Origin of the sequence: Pseudonocardia tropica (genome assembly GCF_040105315.1) — a bacterium.
In the GTDB taxonomy this organism is placed as follows: domain Bacteria; phylum Actinomycetota; class Actinomycetes; order Mycobacteriales; family Pseudonocardiaceae; genus Pseudonocardia; species Pseudonocardia alni.
This window is the reverse complement of record NZ_JBEDNP010000024.1, coordinates 1-15,215: the sequence shown is the minus strand read 5'-3', so window position 1 is coordinate 15,215 and position 15,215 is coordinate 1. Positions and strand designations below refer to the sequence as shown.

12 protein-coding genes and 1 pseudogene are annotated in these 15,215 nt (G+C 73.8%); 8 read left to right on the top strand and 5 right to left on the bottom strand.

Going from position 1 to position 15,215, the window contains the following annotated elements; genetic code table 11:
* Window positions 1-315: 315 nt before the first annotated feature.
* A complete protein-coding gene (locus tag WHI96_RS25170; protein WP_043277332.1) occupies window positions 316-567 on the bottom strand; it encodes a WhiB family transcriptional regulator in 252 nt (83 codons plus the stop codon).
* Between the two features lie 477 nt (window positions 568-1,044).
* The gene (locus WHI96_RS25165) at window positions 1,045-1,995 is read right to left on the bottom strand and encodes a diacylglycerol/lipid kinase family protein (protein WP_345646517.1); all 951 of its coding nucleotides are present in this window, start codon (window positions 1,993-1,995) and stop codon (window positions 1,045-1,047) included.
* Window positions 1,996-2,078: 83 nt separating this feature from the next.
* On the opposite strand from WHI96_RS25165, the gene WHI96_RS25160 reads away from it, so the two are divergent.
* Window positions 2,079-2,507: a hypothetical protein gene (locus tag WHI96_RS25160; RefSeq protein WP_100878641.1), complete on the top strand. Its 429-nt coding sequence runs from the start codon at window positions 2,079-2,081 to the stop codon at window positions 2,505-2,507.
* Here WHI96_RS25160 and WHI96_RS25155 read toward each other — a convergent pair.
* Window positions 2,504-3,001, bottom strand: coding sequence for a GNAT family N-acetyltransferase (locus tag WHI96_RS25155; RefSeq protein ID WP_425571614.1), 498 nt, complete (start codon window positions 2,999-3,001; stop codon window positions 2,504-2,506). The two genes, WHI96_RS25160 and WHI96_RS25155, sit on opposite strands and share 4 nt — an antisense overlap.
* Complete coding sequence (locus WHI96_RS25150) at window positions 2,998-3,618, bottom strand: histidine phosphatase family protein (RefSeq protein WP_345646512.1); 621 nt, start codon at window positions 3,616-3,618, stop codon at window positions 2,998-3,000. Before WHI96_RS25150 ends, WHI96_RS25155 begins: the two co-directional genes overlap by 4 nt.
* A gap of 161 nt (window positions 3,619-3,779) precedes the next feature.
* Here WHI96_RS25150 and WHI96_RS25145 point away from each other — a divergent pair, with 161 nt between their 5' ends.
* The 3 genes from WHI96_RS25145 (at window position 3,780) to WHI96_RS25135 (ending at window position 9,306) form a co-directional block, all read left to right on the top strand.
* On the top strand, window positions 3,780-4,781 hold the full coding sequence (locus WHI96_RS25145; protein ID WP_345646509.1) for a serine protease: 1,002 nt from the start codon (window positions 3,780-3,782) through the stop codon (window positions 4,779-4,781).
* A gap of 252 nt (window positions 4,782-5,033) precedes the next feature.
* The gene (locus WHI96_RS25140; protein ID WP_345646506.1) at window positions 5,034-6,215 is read left to right on the top strand and encodes an NAD(P)-dependent malic enzyme; all 1,182 of its coding nucleotides are present in this window, start codon (window positions 5,034-5,036) and stop codon (window positions 6,213-6,215) included.
* Window positions 6,216-6,588: 373 nt separating this feature from the next.
* Window positions 6,589-9,306, top strand: coding sequence for a putative bifunctional diguanylate cyclase/phosphodiesterase (locus tag WHI96_RS25135; RefSeq protein ID WP_345646503.1), 2,718 nt, complete (start codon window positions 6,589-6,591; stop codon window positions 9,304-9,306).
* Window positions 9,307-9,345: 39 nt separating this feature from the next.
* On the opposite strand, the pseudogene WHI96_RS27960 reads toward WHI96_RS25135, so the two are convergent.
* Window positions 9,346-10,576: pseudogene (locus WHI96_RS27960) on the bottom strand (acyl-CoA dehydrogenase family protein).
* Between the two features lie 222 nt (window positions 10,577-10,798).
* Here WHI96_RS27960 and WHI96_RS25120 point away from each other — a divergent pair.
* Genes WHI96_RS25120 through WHI96_RS25105 form a run of 4 tightly spaced genes read left to right on the top strand, consistent with a single transcriptional unit; the run spans window position 10,799 to window position 14,218 of the window.
* Window positions 10,799-11,872, top strand: a complete 1,074-nt coding sequence (locus WHI96_RS25120) for an ABC transporter ATP-binding protein (protein ID WP_345646497.1) — start codon at window positions 10,799-10,801, stop codon at window positions 11,870-11,872.
* A 10-nt stretch (window positions 11,873-11,882) separates the two neighbouring features.
* Window positions 11,883-12,542, top strand: a complete 660-nt coding sequence (locus tag WHI96_RS25115; protein ID WP_345646494.1) for an ABC transporter permease — start codon at window positions 11,883-11,885, stop codon at window positions 12,540-12,542.
* The gene (locus tag WHI96_RS25110) at window positions 12,539-13,261 is read left to right on the top strand and encodes an ABC transporter permease (protein ID WP_345646491.1); all 723 of its coding nucleotides are present in this window, start codon (window positions 12,539-12,541) and stop codon (window positions 13,259-13,261) included. Before WHI96_RS25115 ends, WHI96_RS25110 begins: the two co-directional genes overlap by 4 nt.
* A 21-nt stretch (window positions 13,262-13,282) precedes the next feature.
* Entirely contained in the window at window positions 13,283-14,218 is a 936-nt protein-coding gene (locus tag WHI96_RS25105) for an ABC transporter substrate-binding protein (RefSeq protein WP_345646489.1), read from the top strand.
* The last annotated feature ends 997 nt before the right edge of the window (window positions 14,219-15,215 follow it).

Below are 15,215 nucleotides of genomic sequence, written 5' to 3'. Positions count from 1 at the left end.
CGTCCCCGGGCGGTCGCTGCGGTGCGGCGGGTGACCGATCCCGGTCACTCCCGGTGACCCGGGGCGTGGACGGGGGCCCGGAAGGCACCGGATACGCTCGTGCCGTGACCGTTGATCCCGGTGCCGTGGTCGCGCCGGCACCGTGGTCGACCCTCACAGCGGGGTGGCAGATCACCCCGAACGCACCTCGGGCCCGTGGCCGGTGGCGTCCGGCTACGGGCCCGAGGTCGGGGAGCTTCTTCTTCTACTGTTCGGAGCCGCTGTCCGGGACAGCTTTTCCTGCCGCATTCCGGGCGAATGCCCGGGCGGGGCTGCCTACGCGGTGCGGGCGCGCGGACGGGTGCTGCGCCGCTTCAGGGCGCGCCGCTCGTCCTCGCTCATGCCGCCCCAGACACCCGCGTCCTGGCCGGACTCGAGAGCCCACTGCAGGCACGACTCGGTGACCGGGCAACGCCGACACACGCTCTTGGCCTCCGCGATCTGCATCAGGGCAGGGCCGCTGGTGCCGACCGGGAAGAACAGCTCCGGGTCCTCGTCGCGGCAGATCGCGTCGTGACGCCAGTCCATGATCACTTTCTCCTCTGGTGCGCGATCGGGGTCGCGCCGATCGTCTGTGCGCTGGGTGTTACGTGCATGTTTCGCAGCTTGTGAATGCTTTCACGAGCCACCGCGGTCCTCAATGGGAAACTGCTCGCGGGATGCGTGAGCGCCCTCATAGGGAACGCACGCAGACAGACCGGTGCCCGGGACTTCGAGCCGCCCTGGGCCGGTTCCACGATCCAGTGTCCCTGTCCCACCCGGAATCGGCCACCCGAAAACGATGTCGACCCGGACACCCTCTGAGTGAGGGGACCGGCCCGGTGGGACGGAACCTCCACGAGCGGCGTTGCTCGTGGCCTCGCTTGCGTAGGGACCACCTTGGATCACGGGTTTGGCCTGGTGTAAGCCCCAACGGGACCGACGGTCCGCTCACATCGGTGAATGGCGCGGTTGCTCACTCCGGCGTGTGAGAGCGTCCGCACGATGCGCGACGAACCGTCCGTCTCACACGACGACCCGTAACGCTCCGGGCACGCTGAGGAATTCCACGTCGGTGCGCATTCCGAGGTGGTCGCCGTCGAGCTGGAGGGCGAGAGGCTGTTCGGACGTGATCCGCACCCGGCCGACGGCGTCGTGCCGCACGATGTGCCGCCCGTGGGGGTCGCCGTCGGCGGCCAGGATCTGACGCAGGGTCGAGGCGATCGTGCGCGGGCTCAGCCCGGTGAGCGCGAACAGCCCCAGTCCGCTGCCGAACGACGAGCGGGGGTTGGTCCGCACCGCGCGGCCGGACAGGAAGGTCCACGGGTCGGTGTTGGAGACGAACGCGAGCCGCACCCCGGTCAGCGGCGCCGCGTCGGGGAGTTCCACCGTCATCGACGGCGGACGGCGCAGCTGCGCGAGGTACTGCGCGATCGCGGTCAGCGCGTAGCGGCCGGGGCTGGCCTCGTGTCCCTGCGCGCGGGCGCGCTCGACCGCGGCCACCACCTCGGCGTCCCAGCCGATGCCGGCGTTGAAGGTGAACCAGCGGTCGTCGGCCCAGCCGAGGCCGACCAGCCGTCGCCGCCGCCGGGCCAGCGCGGTGAGCACGTGCCCGGTCGCCTCGACCGGGTCGCGCGGCATGTCCAGGGCGCGGGCGAACACGTTCGCCGAGCCGCCGGGGACCACCGCGAGCATCGCGGTGGCGTCCGGGTCCGGCCGCGGGGCGCCGCTGCCCGAGCCGGTCTGCGCGGCCAGCAGCCCGTTGACGACCTCGTTGACCGTCCCGTCGCCCCCGAGCGCGACGACGAGCTCGACGCCGTCCGCCACGGCCGCCGCGGTCGCCTCCGCCGCGTGGCCCCGGTAGCGGGTCTGCAGGACGTCGAGCTTCAGCTCGCTGGCCAGGGCCTTGGTCAGCACGTCCCGGCCGGCGGCGGTGGTGGACGTGGCCTGAGGGTTGACCACGAGCAGCGCGCGCACGGCCCGACTGTATCGACCGTGCACCGGCCGGTCCGTCGGCCGCCCGGCGGTGGCCGTCGCGGCGGGCGGCCTATCCTCGGCGGGTGGCCGATGACCGCGACGACCGCCCCGTGACCCGGGAGCGACCGCCGGAGAACGTACGGGTGGCGGGGGTGCTCGTCGCGGCCGAGGGTCTCGTCGGCGCCGTGCTCGCGGTCGTGCTCGGCGTACGCGCCCTGGAGGCCGGTGGCGCCCGCCTCTACTACGGACTCGCCGAGGCCGGGATCTTCGTGCTTCTGGCGGCCGCCGTGGCCGGTGTCGGCTACGGGCTGGTCCGCGGGGTGCACGGCTGCCGCACCCCGGCGATCGTCGTGCAGCTGCTGCTGTTCCCGGCCATCTACTACGCGCTGGGTCCCAGCCGTCAGCTGGTGTGGGGCATCGTCTGCGGGCTGTTCGTGCTGTTCACGTTCCTCATGCTGATCAGCGAGCAGTCCCGGCGCTGGTCGATGGGCGACGAGTACCCCGAGGACTAGCGGCCGGCCGCCCCGCCGGTCCGCCCGGCCAGCGCGACGAGCGGGTCGCCGGTGAGCCGGTAGGTGGTCCACCCCTCGTTCGGCACCGCGCCGACGGAGCGGTAGAAGCCGATGGCCGGGGTGTTCCAGTCCAGCACGTTCCACTCCAGGCGCTTCCAGCCGCGCCGGGCCACCTCGGCGGCCAGCTCCGCGAGCAGGGCCGCGCCGTGCCCCCCGCCGCGGGCGCCGGGGGTGACGTAGAGGTCCTCCAGGTGGATCCCGGCGACGCCCTCCCAGGTGGAGAAGGTCCGGAACCAGATGGCCGTGCCGACGACCGCGCCGTCGTCGTCGGTGGCCACGAGGGCCCCGGCCGACGGGTCCGGCCCGAACAGCGCGGCGTGCAGCCGGCCCTCGGTCAGCCCGCACTCGTGCGCGGCCTTCTCGTAGTCGGCCAGCTCGTGCACGAGCCGGACCATGACCGGCACGTCGTCGGGGGTGGCCGTACGGACGCTCACGGGTCCTCCGCGGGGGTGGGGCGCTGGTTGACGTGGTCGAGGCGGGGGACCCCGCGCTCGAACCCCAGCACGCTGACCCCGGCCGGGTCCATGCGGAAGTGCACACCGCCACTCGCGGGCAGCCCGATCCAGCGCGCCGTCAGCACCCGGGAGAAGTGGCCGTGCCCCACGAGCACGACGTCGCCGCCACCGAGCAGGGCGCGTGCGTCGGCGAGCACGGCGTCGGCGCGCGCGGCGACGTCGCCGGGGGTCTCGCCGCCGGGCCACGGCCCGTCCCAGATCGTCCAGCCCGGCAGGGACTCGCGGATCTGCGGCGTGGTCCGGCCCTCGTTGTCGCCGTAGTCCCACTCGACGAGCCGGTCGTCGACCGCGTCCACGCGCAGCCCGGCCAGCTCGGCGGTGTCCCTCGCGCGCGTGCGCGGAGAACAGAGCACCCGGGCGGGCGGGGCGTCGTGGCGGACCAGGGCCAGCGCGTCGCGCACCCGGCGGGCGGCGGCCCGGCCCTCGTCGGTCAGCGGGACGTCGGTGCGGCCGGTGTGCTTCCCGGTACGCGACCACTCGGTCTCGCCGTGGCGCAGCAGGAGGATCCGTCCGTCCGGATCGGCGTCGGTGCTCACGGGCGGCGACGCTAGTCGCGGACGCTGCGGGACGCTCGCGGTGATCACGTCACCCGGTCGGGTCGGATCCGCCCCCGACCGGGCGGTCCGCCGGGCGCGCCGTACCCGCAGGGTGGCCGGGTCGGCTGGGATCCGTGGCGGACCACGAGCCGAGGAGCGTCATGTCGTCGCAGTTCTCCCGCCGCCCCGCGCGGCGGCGCATCGCCGGGATCGCCGCCGCGGCCGGCCTCGCGGTCACCGCCGCGCTCACCGCGCCCGCCGCCGCGGGCACCGCGGTGGCCGCCCCGGCGGTGCAGGCCGGGGCGATCGGCCCGGGCGTGCAGATCGCCACCCCGGTCGCCGGCGGCGCCGAGCTGTGCACCGCCAACTTCCTCTACACCCCGGCCGCCGGGCAGGACGGGCACCGCGACGAGCCCGGCGGCCGCGGCGCCGAGCGCCAGGCCGCCCCGGCCGGGGCGCTCTACCTGGGCGCGGCCGCGCACTGCATGGCGGGCGAGGACGCCATGTCCTCGGTGGACGGCTGCCGCGAGCCGGTCATGCCGGAGGGCATCGAGGTCGGCATCCGCGGCCGCGACGGGAGGAACTACACCGGACGGGTCGCCTACAACTCCTGGGCCGTCATGCAGGACCGCGGTGAGACCGACCCGCAGCTGTGCCTCCACAACGACCTCTCGCTGATCCAGCTCGGCCCGGCGGCCGTCGCCGTCGCCGACCCGACGGTCCCCGGCTTCGGCGGCCCGACCGGACTCGACACCGACGGCACCGAGCAGGGGGAGGAGGTCTACAGCTTCCAGCCCAACCAGCTCGTGGCGACGCCGTACAAGCAGGGACTGAGCCTCGGGCAGCCGGAGGGGCCGCGCACGCACGTCGTCTCCACCACACCGCCGGGTGTGCCGGGCGACTCGGGCTCGGGCTACCTCGACGCGCGCGGCCGGGCGTTCGGGCTGCTGTCGAGCCTGATGCTGCCGACCGACACCAACGGTGTCACCGACATCGCCCGGGCGCTGGCCTACGCCGAGCGCTACGGCGAGGTCGGCGCCCTGGAGGTCGTGCCCGGCCGGGTCCCGTTCACGCCGGGTGTGCTGCCGCTGACCGAGCTGCCCAGCGGCCCGTCGCTGCCCGCGCTCCCGCTGCCCGACCTCACCCCGGCGCCGCTGCGCTGACCCGGCCCACGGCTCCCGTCGGTGTGCGGGTGGCCACTCCGGACCCGCCGGGTGACCGGTTCCCGGCGTCCAGCCGGTTAGACTCGGCGCCAGACCCGACAGCTCGTCCCGGCGCGGCGCCCCTATCCCGGCGCAGCGCGCGGGATGGCCGTCCGGCACCGTGAGCAGGTCGACGTCAACCCGCGACGCCCGGTGCAACGGCAGGCGTGTCCGTGCGCCGCTCTCGTACCGCACCACCCGTGGAGTCTTCCCATGACGCTCGCCCAGGACCCGACCACCCGTTCCGCCCCCGACCGGCACGAGGTGTTCGGCGCGCACGAGGGCGGCAAGCTCGCGACCGGCCTGACCGCGCCGCTGGCCGACGAGCGCGACCTGTCGATCGCCTACACCCCCGGCGTCGCGGACGTCTGCCGCGCCATCGCCGGCGACGCCTCGCTCGCCGCCCGCTACACCTGGGCGCACCGGCTGGTCGCCGTCGTCAGCGACGGCACCGCGGTGCTCGGCCTCGGCGACATCGGGCCGCGCGCGTCGCTGCCGGTGATGGAGGGCAAGTCGGCGCTGTTCAAGTCCTTCGCCGGACTCGACTCGATCCCGCTGGTCCTCGACACCACCGACGTCGACGAGATCGTGGAGACCCTGGTCCGGCTGCGCCCGACCTTCGGCGCGGTCAACCTCGAGGACGTCGCCGCGCCGCGCTGCTTCGAGCTGGAGCGCCGCCTGGTCGAGGCGCTCGACTGTCCGGTCATGCACGACGACCAGCACGGCACCGCCGTCGTGCTGCTCGCCGCCCTCGACGGCGCCTGCCGGGTGCAGGACCGCTCGCTGTCGGACCTGCGCATCGTGATCTCCGGGGCCGGTGCGGCCGGCATCGCCTGCGCCCGCATCCTCCTGACCGCGGGCGCCTCGGACGTCGTGCTGCTCGACTCGCGCGGGATCGTCGACGCCGGCCGCGGCGGGGAGAAGGCCGCGCTGGCCGCCGTCACCAACCCGCGCGGGGTCGTCGGCGGGATCGCCGAGGCCCTGGCCGGTGCGGACGTGTTCGTCGGGCTCTCCAGCGCCACCCTGCCCGAGGCGCTGCTGGCCACGATGGCCCCGGAGTGCATGGTCTTCGCGCTGTCCAACCCCGACCCCGAGGTGCACCCGGACGTCGCGGCCCGGCACGCCGCGATCGTCGCGACCGGACGCAGCGACTTCCCGAACCAGATCAACAACGTGCTGGCCTTCCCGGGGATCTTCCGCGGCGCCCTGGACGCGCACGCCCGCCGCATCACCGACGACATGAAGGTCGCGGCGGCCCGCGCCATCGCCGACGTGGTCGCCGACGAGCTGTCGCCGCAGAAGATCGTGCCCGGCCCGTTCGACCCGCGGGTGGCCCCGGCCGTCGCCGCGGCGGTGGCCCGCGCCGCGGGCGACGCCGGCGTGACCGCGCGCTGACGAGCAGCCGTAACCCCGGTTACGAAACGTGTGCGGTCGGGGTCTGCGCCGAACGGTGCGGCTCGCTGTGAGCGGTCGAACACACACGGCCGGATCGGTTGCCACCGTTCGCCGAGCACGTCACACCCTTCACCCTCCGGCGACTACCTGTCACCATCCGTGAGTGACGGGGGGAGTAGTGGTGTTGGGCCGAACGGTTCCATCACTCGCTGTATCGGGTGGCTCGATCGGTCTACCCGCCCGGATCGCCCGGCACGGTGGCTCGTTGTCCCCCACGGAGCTGCCGAACGGAACGGAGGCGGGCGTGTCGGAGCAGGAACCGCGGGCGGGACACCGTCCGGGTGCATCGGTCGGGGAGCCGGACGGTGGGCGCGTGGAGCAGGCACCGGGCGCCCGCCGCGACAGGGACCGGGACCCCGGTCTGGCCGGTGACCTCGCCCGGGCCTTCGCGGGACCCGGCGGCACCCCGGCGGGCCGCGCCCGGCCCGGTCCCGACGACGAGCCGCTCCTCGCCCCGGCGGAGGCTCTGGACCTCGCCGCCGCGCCGGACGCCGGGATCTCCGGCGCGGGCTTCGGGGAGCCGCCCTTCGGGAGCGCCCGCCGCCTGCCCGGTGCGCCGCGCCCGGCCGGCCCGGCCCCGTCGGTCGCCGACCCGGGACCCGGGCCGGGGATCACCGGGCCCGTGGGTGCCGACGGTGCCGACCACTCCGCGGTGCAGCTCCCGCCGTCGCCCGCGATGGTCTGCGACGCCGGGGGCGTCGTCGTCCACACCAACGCCGCGCTCCGCCGCCTCGCCGGCTCCGCCGACCCGACCGGCATGCGCCTCCCGCAGCTGCTCGTCGGCCCGGACTCCGACGCGCGCCTGGTCCGGGCCGACCGCCGCCTGGCCCGGGTCAAGGTCGTCCGCTGGAACCAGCCCGGCGACCGCACCGTCGTGCTGCTCACCGCGTTCCCCGACGCCGCGCCCGCGCCGTCGGACGAGGCCCCCGCGCTCGACCTCGAGCGCGCCACCCGCTCCGGCACCTGGACCTTCGACCTGCAGGCCGGGACGCTGACCCGCAGCGAGGGGCTCGTCGAGCTCTACCGCGCGCTCGGCGTCCGGCCCGACGGCCCGGACGGTCCCATCGAGGGCGAGCAGGTCGAGCGGGTCTGCCGGATGCTGCGTCGCGGCTCGGACGCCGCGCCCGAGCCCACCACCGCGCACAGCTCCGAGATCCGCCCCGAGGGCGGCGCGGTGCTGTCGTGCCGCACCCGGATCGACCGCACCCCCGGCGGCGCTCCGCTGCGCCTGATCGGGACCGTGCAGGACGTGTCCGACCGGCGCCGGGCCGAGTCCCGCGCGCAGCGCTCCGGGCAGCGGTTCGCCGACCTCGTCGCCACCATCACGACCGGCGTCGCGATGCTCGACGGCCGCGGCCGGATCGTCGACGCCAATCCTGCGCTGTGCCGGCTGCTCGACGCCGACCTGGAGACCCTGCGCGGGGTCCCGGCGCGCAGCCTGTCCGCCGAGCCGCAGTCCGACCGGCGTGGGGGGCTGCCGGACTGGCTGCGGGACCCGTCGCACCCCGAGCCGACCTACCGGATCGAGTCGCTGCCGCTGCTGCGCGCCGACGGCACCCGGGTCGACTGCGAGGTCGTGGTCAACGCCGCCCCCTCCGACGACGGCCGCCCGTTCTGGCTGCTCGTCGTCACCGACGTGGGGGAGCGCCGCCGCGCCGCCGACGTGCTGCGGGAGGCCGACACCGTCGACCCGCTGACCCGGCTGCCCAACCGGGCCGGGCTGCTGGAGCTCGCCGACCGGCTGCTGGCCGGGCCGGACGCCGGCCGGGTGGCCGTCGTCTGCGGCGACGTCGACGACTTCGCCCGCGTCAACACCGGTCTCGGCCACGACGCGGGCGACACCCTGCTCGTCGAGCTGGCCGGGCGGCTGCAGCGCGAGCTGCCCCACCACTGCACGGCCGGGCGCCTGTCGGCCGACGAGTTCGCGGTGGTCTGCGCCGACGTCGACGAGGTCGGCGGACCGCAGGCGCTCGCCGCCGTCGTCGCCGGGCTGCTGCGCGGCGACGTCACCGTGGCCGGCAGGCCGATCACGCTGACCGCCTCGGTCGGCGTCGCCGGGCGGGACGCCGCCGTGGCCGGCCCGCAGGCCGACGCCCGCGGCCCCCGCGGCGACGACCTGCTGCGCTCGGCCGAGGTCGCGGTGCGCGAGGCCAAGCAGCGCGGACGCGGCACGGTCGCCGTCGCCGACCGGGGCGCCGTCGCCCCGGCGCGCCGCCAGCTGGAGCTGGAGGCCGAGCTGCGCGCCGCGATCGAGAGCGACGCGCTGCGCCTGGAGTACCAGCCGGTCGTCGCGCCGGACGGCACCGTGCTGTCCGCCGAGGCGCTGCTGCGCTGGTCGCACCCGGTGCACGGCGAGGTCTCGCCCGGCGAGTTCCTGCCGGTCGCCCAGCGCGGCGGCCTGCAGCGCGACCTCGACCTGTGGGTGCTGCGCACCGCCGCCACCGAGGCGGCGACCTGGCCCCGTGCCGGGCAGGCCGTCGCCGTCGCGGTGAACCTGGCCGGGCTGCTGCCGGCCGACCCGTCGTTCCTGGCCGACGTCACCGCCGTCGTCGAGGGCGCCGGGCTGCCGTGGAACCAGCTGGTGCTCGAGCTCGTCGAGACCAGCCTGGTCGCGCTGCCGCGCCCCGCGCTGGACGCGATGAGCGAGCTCGTGCAGCGCGGCGTCCGCTTCGCCGTCGACGACTTCGGCACCGGCTACTCGTCGCTGGCCCGGCTCAAGGAGCTCCCGGCGCAGACGGTCAAGGTCGACCGCGCCTTCGTCACCGGCGTCGGCACCGACCCGGCCGACTTCGCGCTGGCCCGCGCCGTCGTCGAGGTCGCGCGCGCGATGGGCCGCAAGACCGTCGCCGAGGGCGTCGAGACCGCCGAGCAGTTCCACGTCCTGCGCGGCCTCGGGGTCGACGCGTTCCAGGGCTGGCTGTTCGCCCGCTCGCTGCGCCCCGACGACCTGCACCGGGTGCTGCGCGGCGGCGGTCTGCCCACCCCGGCGACGAGCGCGACCCCGGCCGACGGGACCCCGGGCGTCTGGTGAGCCGGTCGCGCCCGCCCACCGCGGGCGCGACCGCCGTCGTCACCGCACGAACGCGCTCTGCCCCGTGATCGCCTTCCCGACGATCAGCGTGTTCATCTCCCGGGTGCCCTCGAAGGAGAACATCGCCTCGGCGTCGGCGAAGTACTTCGCGATCCGGTTCTCCAGCACCACCCCGTTGCCGCCCACGAGCTGACGCCCGAGCGCGACGGTCTCGCGCATCCGGGTCGCGCAGAACTCCTTCACCAGCGACGAGTGCGCGTCCGAGCCCCGGCCCTCGTCGAGCAGCTGGGCGTTGCGGACCGCCATCCCCAGCGAGGCGCTCACGTTGCCGAGCATCCGCACCAGCAGGTCCTGCATCAGCTGGAACCCGCCGATCGGGCGGCCGAACTGCTCCCGCTGGGCGGCGTAGGACAGCGCCAGCTCGTAGGCGGCCATCTGCACCCCGACCGCACCCCAGGCGGCGTTGGCCCGGGTGCGCTGCAGGACCAGGCCGGCGTCGCGGAAGGTGCCCGAGCCGCCGGAGAGCCGGTGCGACTCCGGCACCCGGACCCGGTCGAGCAGGATGTCGGCGTTCTGCACGATCCGCAGCGACTGCTTGCCCTCGATCTTCGTGATCGTCATGCCCTCCGACGGTGACGGCACGACGAACCCGCGGACCGCGCCGCCGGCGTCCGGGTCGGTGTCGCGGGCCCACACGATGATCAGGTCGGCGAAGGGTGGCGTTGCCGATCCAGCGCTTCTCGCCGTCGAGGACCCACTCGTCGCCGTCGCGGGTGGCGGTGGTCTCCATGCCACCGGCCACGTCGGACCCGCCGTGCGGCTCGGTCAGCCCGAACGCACCGATCGAGTCCATCCGGGACATCGCGGGCAGCCAGCGCTCGCGCTGCTCGGGCGTGCCGCCGGCGTGGATCGAGCCCATCGCGAGGCCTGTGTGGACGCCGTAGAAGCTGTTGACCGACGGGTCCACCCGGGAGATCTCCGCGTGCAGGAACCCCAGGAACAGCCGCGACGCCGGCGGGTCGGCGTAGCCGGCCCCCGCGAGGTCGAGGCCCGCGAAGCCCTTCTCGAGCTGCATCGGGAACTCGGCGCGGTCCCAGGCGTCGAGCACGACGGGGGCGACCTCGGCACGCAGGAACTCCCGCACCCGGCGCAGGTCGGCGCGCTCGGCGTCGGTGAGCAGGTCGGCGTAGTGGAACCAGTCCGCGACGTGCGGGTGGTCCGGGTCGAGGTCCAGTTCGGGCTTCGGCAGGCGCGTGGGCTCCTTCGGCATGGCCCCACTGTTGCGCCGCGGCGCACCCGCCGCACGGCAGAGCGGGCCCGCGGCAGTGGTCAGGGTCATGCCCGCGGCGTCGGTGCCGAACCGGACCGCAGGTCACGCGTGAGGGGGTCCCGTGACCTGCGGCCGACCGCTCGCCCGTCGCGCACGACCGGGTTAGTGTGCTGCGACCAAGCGGGGAGCAGGGGTCCCGCGCGACGGCAGGGGGAACCGCCGATGATCGAGTTCCGGGGCGTCACGAAGCGCTTCCCGGACGGGACGGTCGCGGTCGACGAGCTCGACCTCGTCGCCGAGCAGGGGCGGATCACGGTCTTCGTGGGACCGTCCGGCTGCGGCAAGACGACCTCCCTCCGCATGATCAACAGGATGATCGAGCCGACCGGCGGCGAGCTGCACGTCGACGGCCGGGACGTCCTGGCCGCCGACCCGGCGGAGCTGCGCCGCGGCATCGGCTACGTCATCCAGCAGGCCGGGCTGTTCCCGCACCGCACGATCGTCGACAACATCGCGACCGTGCCGATGCTCGTCGGGAGCAGCAAGAAGGCCGCGCGGGACCGGGCGATGGAGCTGATGGAGATCGTCGGCCTCGACACCTCGATGGCCAGGCGCTACCCGGCGCAGCTGTCCGGCGGCCAGCAGCAGCGGGTCGGCGTCGCCCGTGCGCTCGCCGCGGACCCGCCGGTGCTGCTGATGGACGAGCCGTTCTCCGCGGTGGACCCGATCGTGCGGGAGAGCCTGCAGGACGAGCTGCTGCGGCTGCAGTCCGAGCTGGGCAAGACGATCGTGTTCGTCACCCACGACATCGACGAGGCGATCAAGCTCGGCGACCGGGTCGCGGTGTTCCGGGTCGGCGGGAAGCTGGCCCAGTACGACGAGCCGGGCGTGCTGCTGTCCCGCCCGGTCGACGACTTCGTGGACTCCTTCGTCGGGCGCGACCGCGGCTACCGCGGCCTCGGCTTCCTGAGCTCCGACGACATCCCGCTCGGCCCGCTGCCGGTGCTCTCGGTCGGCGACCCCCTGCCCGACGACGGCTGGTCGCTCGTCGTCGACGGCACCGGCCGGCCGCTGGGCTGGGTCGCCGCCGGCGACGGCCCGATCGGCGAGGACGACGTCGTCCCCGGCGGCTCGCTCTACACCGTCGGCTCCGGCTCGCTGCGCGGCGCGCTCGACGCGGCGCTGTCGTCGCCGTCCGGGCAGGGCGTCGCCGTCGACGCCGACGGCCGGGTCGCCGGGGCGGTCACCGCGGACGCCGTGCTGGCCGCCCTGCCCGCCGCCCGCGACGCCGCGTGAGGCCGCCGTCGTGACCTGGGTGCTCGGCAACCTCGACCCGGTGCTGCGCGCGCTGCGCCAGCACGTCGTCTACGCGCTCGTCCCGGTGCTGCTCGGGCTGGTGCTGGCGATCCCGCTGGGGCGGCTCGCCAACCTGAACCCGACCGTCCGCGCGGTCCTGACCAACGCCGCCGGGCTGCTCTACACGGTGCCGTCGCTCGCACTGTTCGTGTTCATGCCGGCCGTCCTCGGCACCCAGATCCTCGACCCGGTCAACGTCGTGGTCGCGCTGACGATCTACACCGTCGCGCTGCTCGTCCGCACCGTGTCCGACGCGCTGACCGCGGTCCCCGGCAACGTCGTCGACGCCGCGAACGCCATGGGCTACACGCCGCTGCGCCGCTTCGTCGGCGTCGAGCTGCCGCTCGCCGTCCCGGTGATCGTGGCCGGGCTGCGGGTGGCCGCGGTGTCCACGATCAGCCTGGTCACCGTCGGCGCCGTGATCGGCTTCGGCGGGCTCGGCCTGCTGTTCACCGAGGGCTTCAACCGCAGCAACGACGCCCAGATCGTCACCGGCATCGTGCTCGTCCTGCTGCTGGCGCTGGTCGTCGACTCCGCGCTGCTGCTCGCGGGGCGGCTGCTCACCCCGTGGCAGCGGGCCCGGACCCGGAAGGCGGGCGCGACCACGTGAACCTCTTCGGATGGCTGTTCACGCCCGAGAACTGGACCATGACCGGCGGCATCCTGGCGCGGCTCGCCGAGCACCTCGGCTACACCGCGCTGACCCTGCTGGTCTCGGTCGTCGTCGCGGTCCCGCTCGGCGCCTGGATCGGGCACACCGGCCGCGGCGGGTTCCTCGTCGTCGGGCTCGCGAACGGGCTGCGCGCGCTGCCCACGCTCGGGCTGCTCGTGCTGCTCGCGACGTTCCTGGGGCTGTCGCTGCTCGGCCCGCTCATCACACTGATCGTGCTGGCCGTCCCCGCCGTGCTCGCCGGCACCTACGCCGGGATCCGCAACGTCGACCCGGCCGTCGTCGACGCGGCCAGGGGGATGGGCATGCGCGGCCCCGAGGTGCTGTGGAAGGTCGAGCTGCCCAACGCCCTGCCGCTCATCATCGGCGGGCTGCGCAGCGCGACCCTGCAGGTCATCGCGACGGCGACGATCGCCGCCTACGTCTCCCTCGGCGGCCTCGGCCGGTTCATCATCGACGGCCTCGGCCAGCGCGACTTCTCAGTGATGATCGGCGGCTCGATCCTGGTGGCGCTGCTCGCGATCATCGCCGACCTGCTGCTCGGCGGGCTGCAGAAGCTGATCGTCTCGCCCGGCCTGCAGGCCACCGGCCGGACCGCCGCCCCGCGCCGGTTGCGCGCGGTCCCCACCCGACCCGAACCGGTCCGCGAAGCGGCCTGACCCTCCCCGAGAGGACCCACCATGAGACGCACCCGACTGCTCGCCGCCGTCGCGGCGACCGTCACCGCCGCGTTCGCGCTCTCCGCCTGCGGCGGCGGCTCCGACCCGCTCGCCGGCGGCGGGCAGCCCGCCGACACCGACCAGAACACGGTCGTCGTCGGTGCCGCGAACTTCACCGAGAGCCAGATCCTCGCGTCGGTGTTCGCCCAGGCGCTGCAGGCCAAGGGCGTCACCGTCGAGACCCGCCCGCCGATCGGGTCCCGCGAGGCCTACATCCCGGCGCTCAAGGACGGCTCGATCGACCTCATCCCCGAGTACTCCGGCACCCTGCTGCAGTACCTGGACAAGGCGGCGACCCAGACCGAGCCGGACCAGGTCTACACCGCCCTGCAGTCGACGCTCGGCACCGCCGACCCGAACCTCATCGTGCTCGACAAGGCCGAGGCCGAGAACAAGGACGCCGTCGTCGTCACGAAGGAGACCGCGGCGCAGCTGTCGGCCCCGACCATCGACGCGCTCGCCGCCCGCTGCGGCGAGCTCGTCTTCGGCGGGCCGCCGGAGTTCCAGACCCGCCCGGACGGCATCCCCGGCATCGAGAAGACCTACAACTGCACGTTCAAGAGCTACCGTTCGCTCGACGCCGGCGGCACTCTGACGGTCACGGCGCTCAAGAACGGTGACGTCCAGGCCGCCGACCTGTTCACCACCGACCCGGCGATCCCGGCGAACGAATTCGTGGTCCTTGACGATCCAAAGAGCAATTTTGCTGCGCAGAATGTTGTTCCGTTGATCAATAAGGCGAAGGCGACTCCGCAGGTAGTTGATGCACTTAATGCCGTGACGGCAAAACTGACAACGCAGGAGTTACTTGGGATGGGGGAGGCGGCGGGAGCGTCTGACAAGCCGTCAGTGGAAACTATTGCCCGGGACTGGCTCAAGCGGCAGGGACTCGTCTGACCGAGCCTCTCACTACGGAAGTCCCCGTACGGAGCTGGTGTTCCCTCGTTCGGGAACGTTGTAGTTGTAACCGCATCGACAGCGGCCTGGAAGGCTGCCACACGAGGTAGGTGATGTGATGTCAGCCTGAGATGTTCGTCCGCGAGGCCGACCGGGATGAGGCTCGACGCCTGGTAAGGACTACCACGACGGCGAAGTACCTGATCCCATTACGGCGGGTGGAGATCGTGCTCGCATCGCCGCAGCGCGACCGACGCCGTCGCGATTTCCGTTGCGAAGCCGCAATGCGGGGGGGCCTCCACCCAGCCGAGCACAGCTGATTCCGCTGAGCAGCAACGAGATCCGACGACTCTCGCCACCCTCGCCTCCGCACCGCTGACCTGCACGGACCGGGTCATGCACTGGTCGCGCTGGCGGCGGATACGCCAGCACCAAGCCCGCGCCTGCCAGTACCGGCGCCGCGGCGAACGACCACCAGACTGAACAACTGCCGTTGCAGTACTAGGCCAACCGCAACGCCCCCCCCCGAAAGAATGCTTCGGCCCCGGAAGTCAAGTCTGTGGGTGCCGAACGTTGATTGAAAAGGAACTGACCACTCCTTCGGGGATGAATCGTGTTCGACGGTCCATCTCGGGTGCTAGGCTGATCAACATCAACCATGGGGGGCGACGATGAATCGTTGGGTAAGACACTTCACCGCGTTTGCGGTAGTTGCGATGTCACTTGTCGGCGCCTCCTTGATGTTGGCTCCCCCGGCGGAGGCAGCGCCCTGGGGGGCCTGCGGCGCAAGCACTCCAGAGTCCAAGTTGGTGCGGCAGTTCGCCGTGAATGCCCGCAGCAACTACTATCTTCGCTGCGGAAACGCTAATGTGGCTCTTCCGGATTTAGAGTGCGAGCGCTCCGCAGTGCAGTAGCGACCGGATCCGATAATTGATCAGGTTGCGGAAGCCCATGGCGTTGCGGCGGAGGGCTTCGAGTCGGCCGTTGATGGCCTCGG

Coding starts and splice junctions, on each gene's coding strand:
- WHI96_RS25170 (WP_043277332.1), bottom strand. CDS start 567: ATGGACTGGCGTCACGACGCGATCTGCCGCGACGAGGACCCGGAGCTG.
- WHI96_RS25145 (WP_345646509.1), top strand. CDS start 3,780: ATGTCGTCGCAGTTCTCCCGCCGCCCCGCGCGGCGGCGCATCGCCGGG.
- WHI96_RS25140 (WP_345646506.1), top strand. CDS start 5,034: ATGACGCTCGCCCAGGACCCGACCACCCGTTCCGCCCCCGACCGGCAC.
- WHI96_RS25120 (WP_345646497.1), top strand. CDS start 10,799: ATGATCGAGTTCCGGGGCGTCACGAAGCGCTTCCCGGACGGGACGGTC.
- WHI96_RS25105 (WP_345646489.1), top strand. CDS start 13,283: ATGAGACGCACCCGACTGCTCGCCGCCGTCGCGGCGACCGTCACCGCC.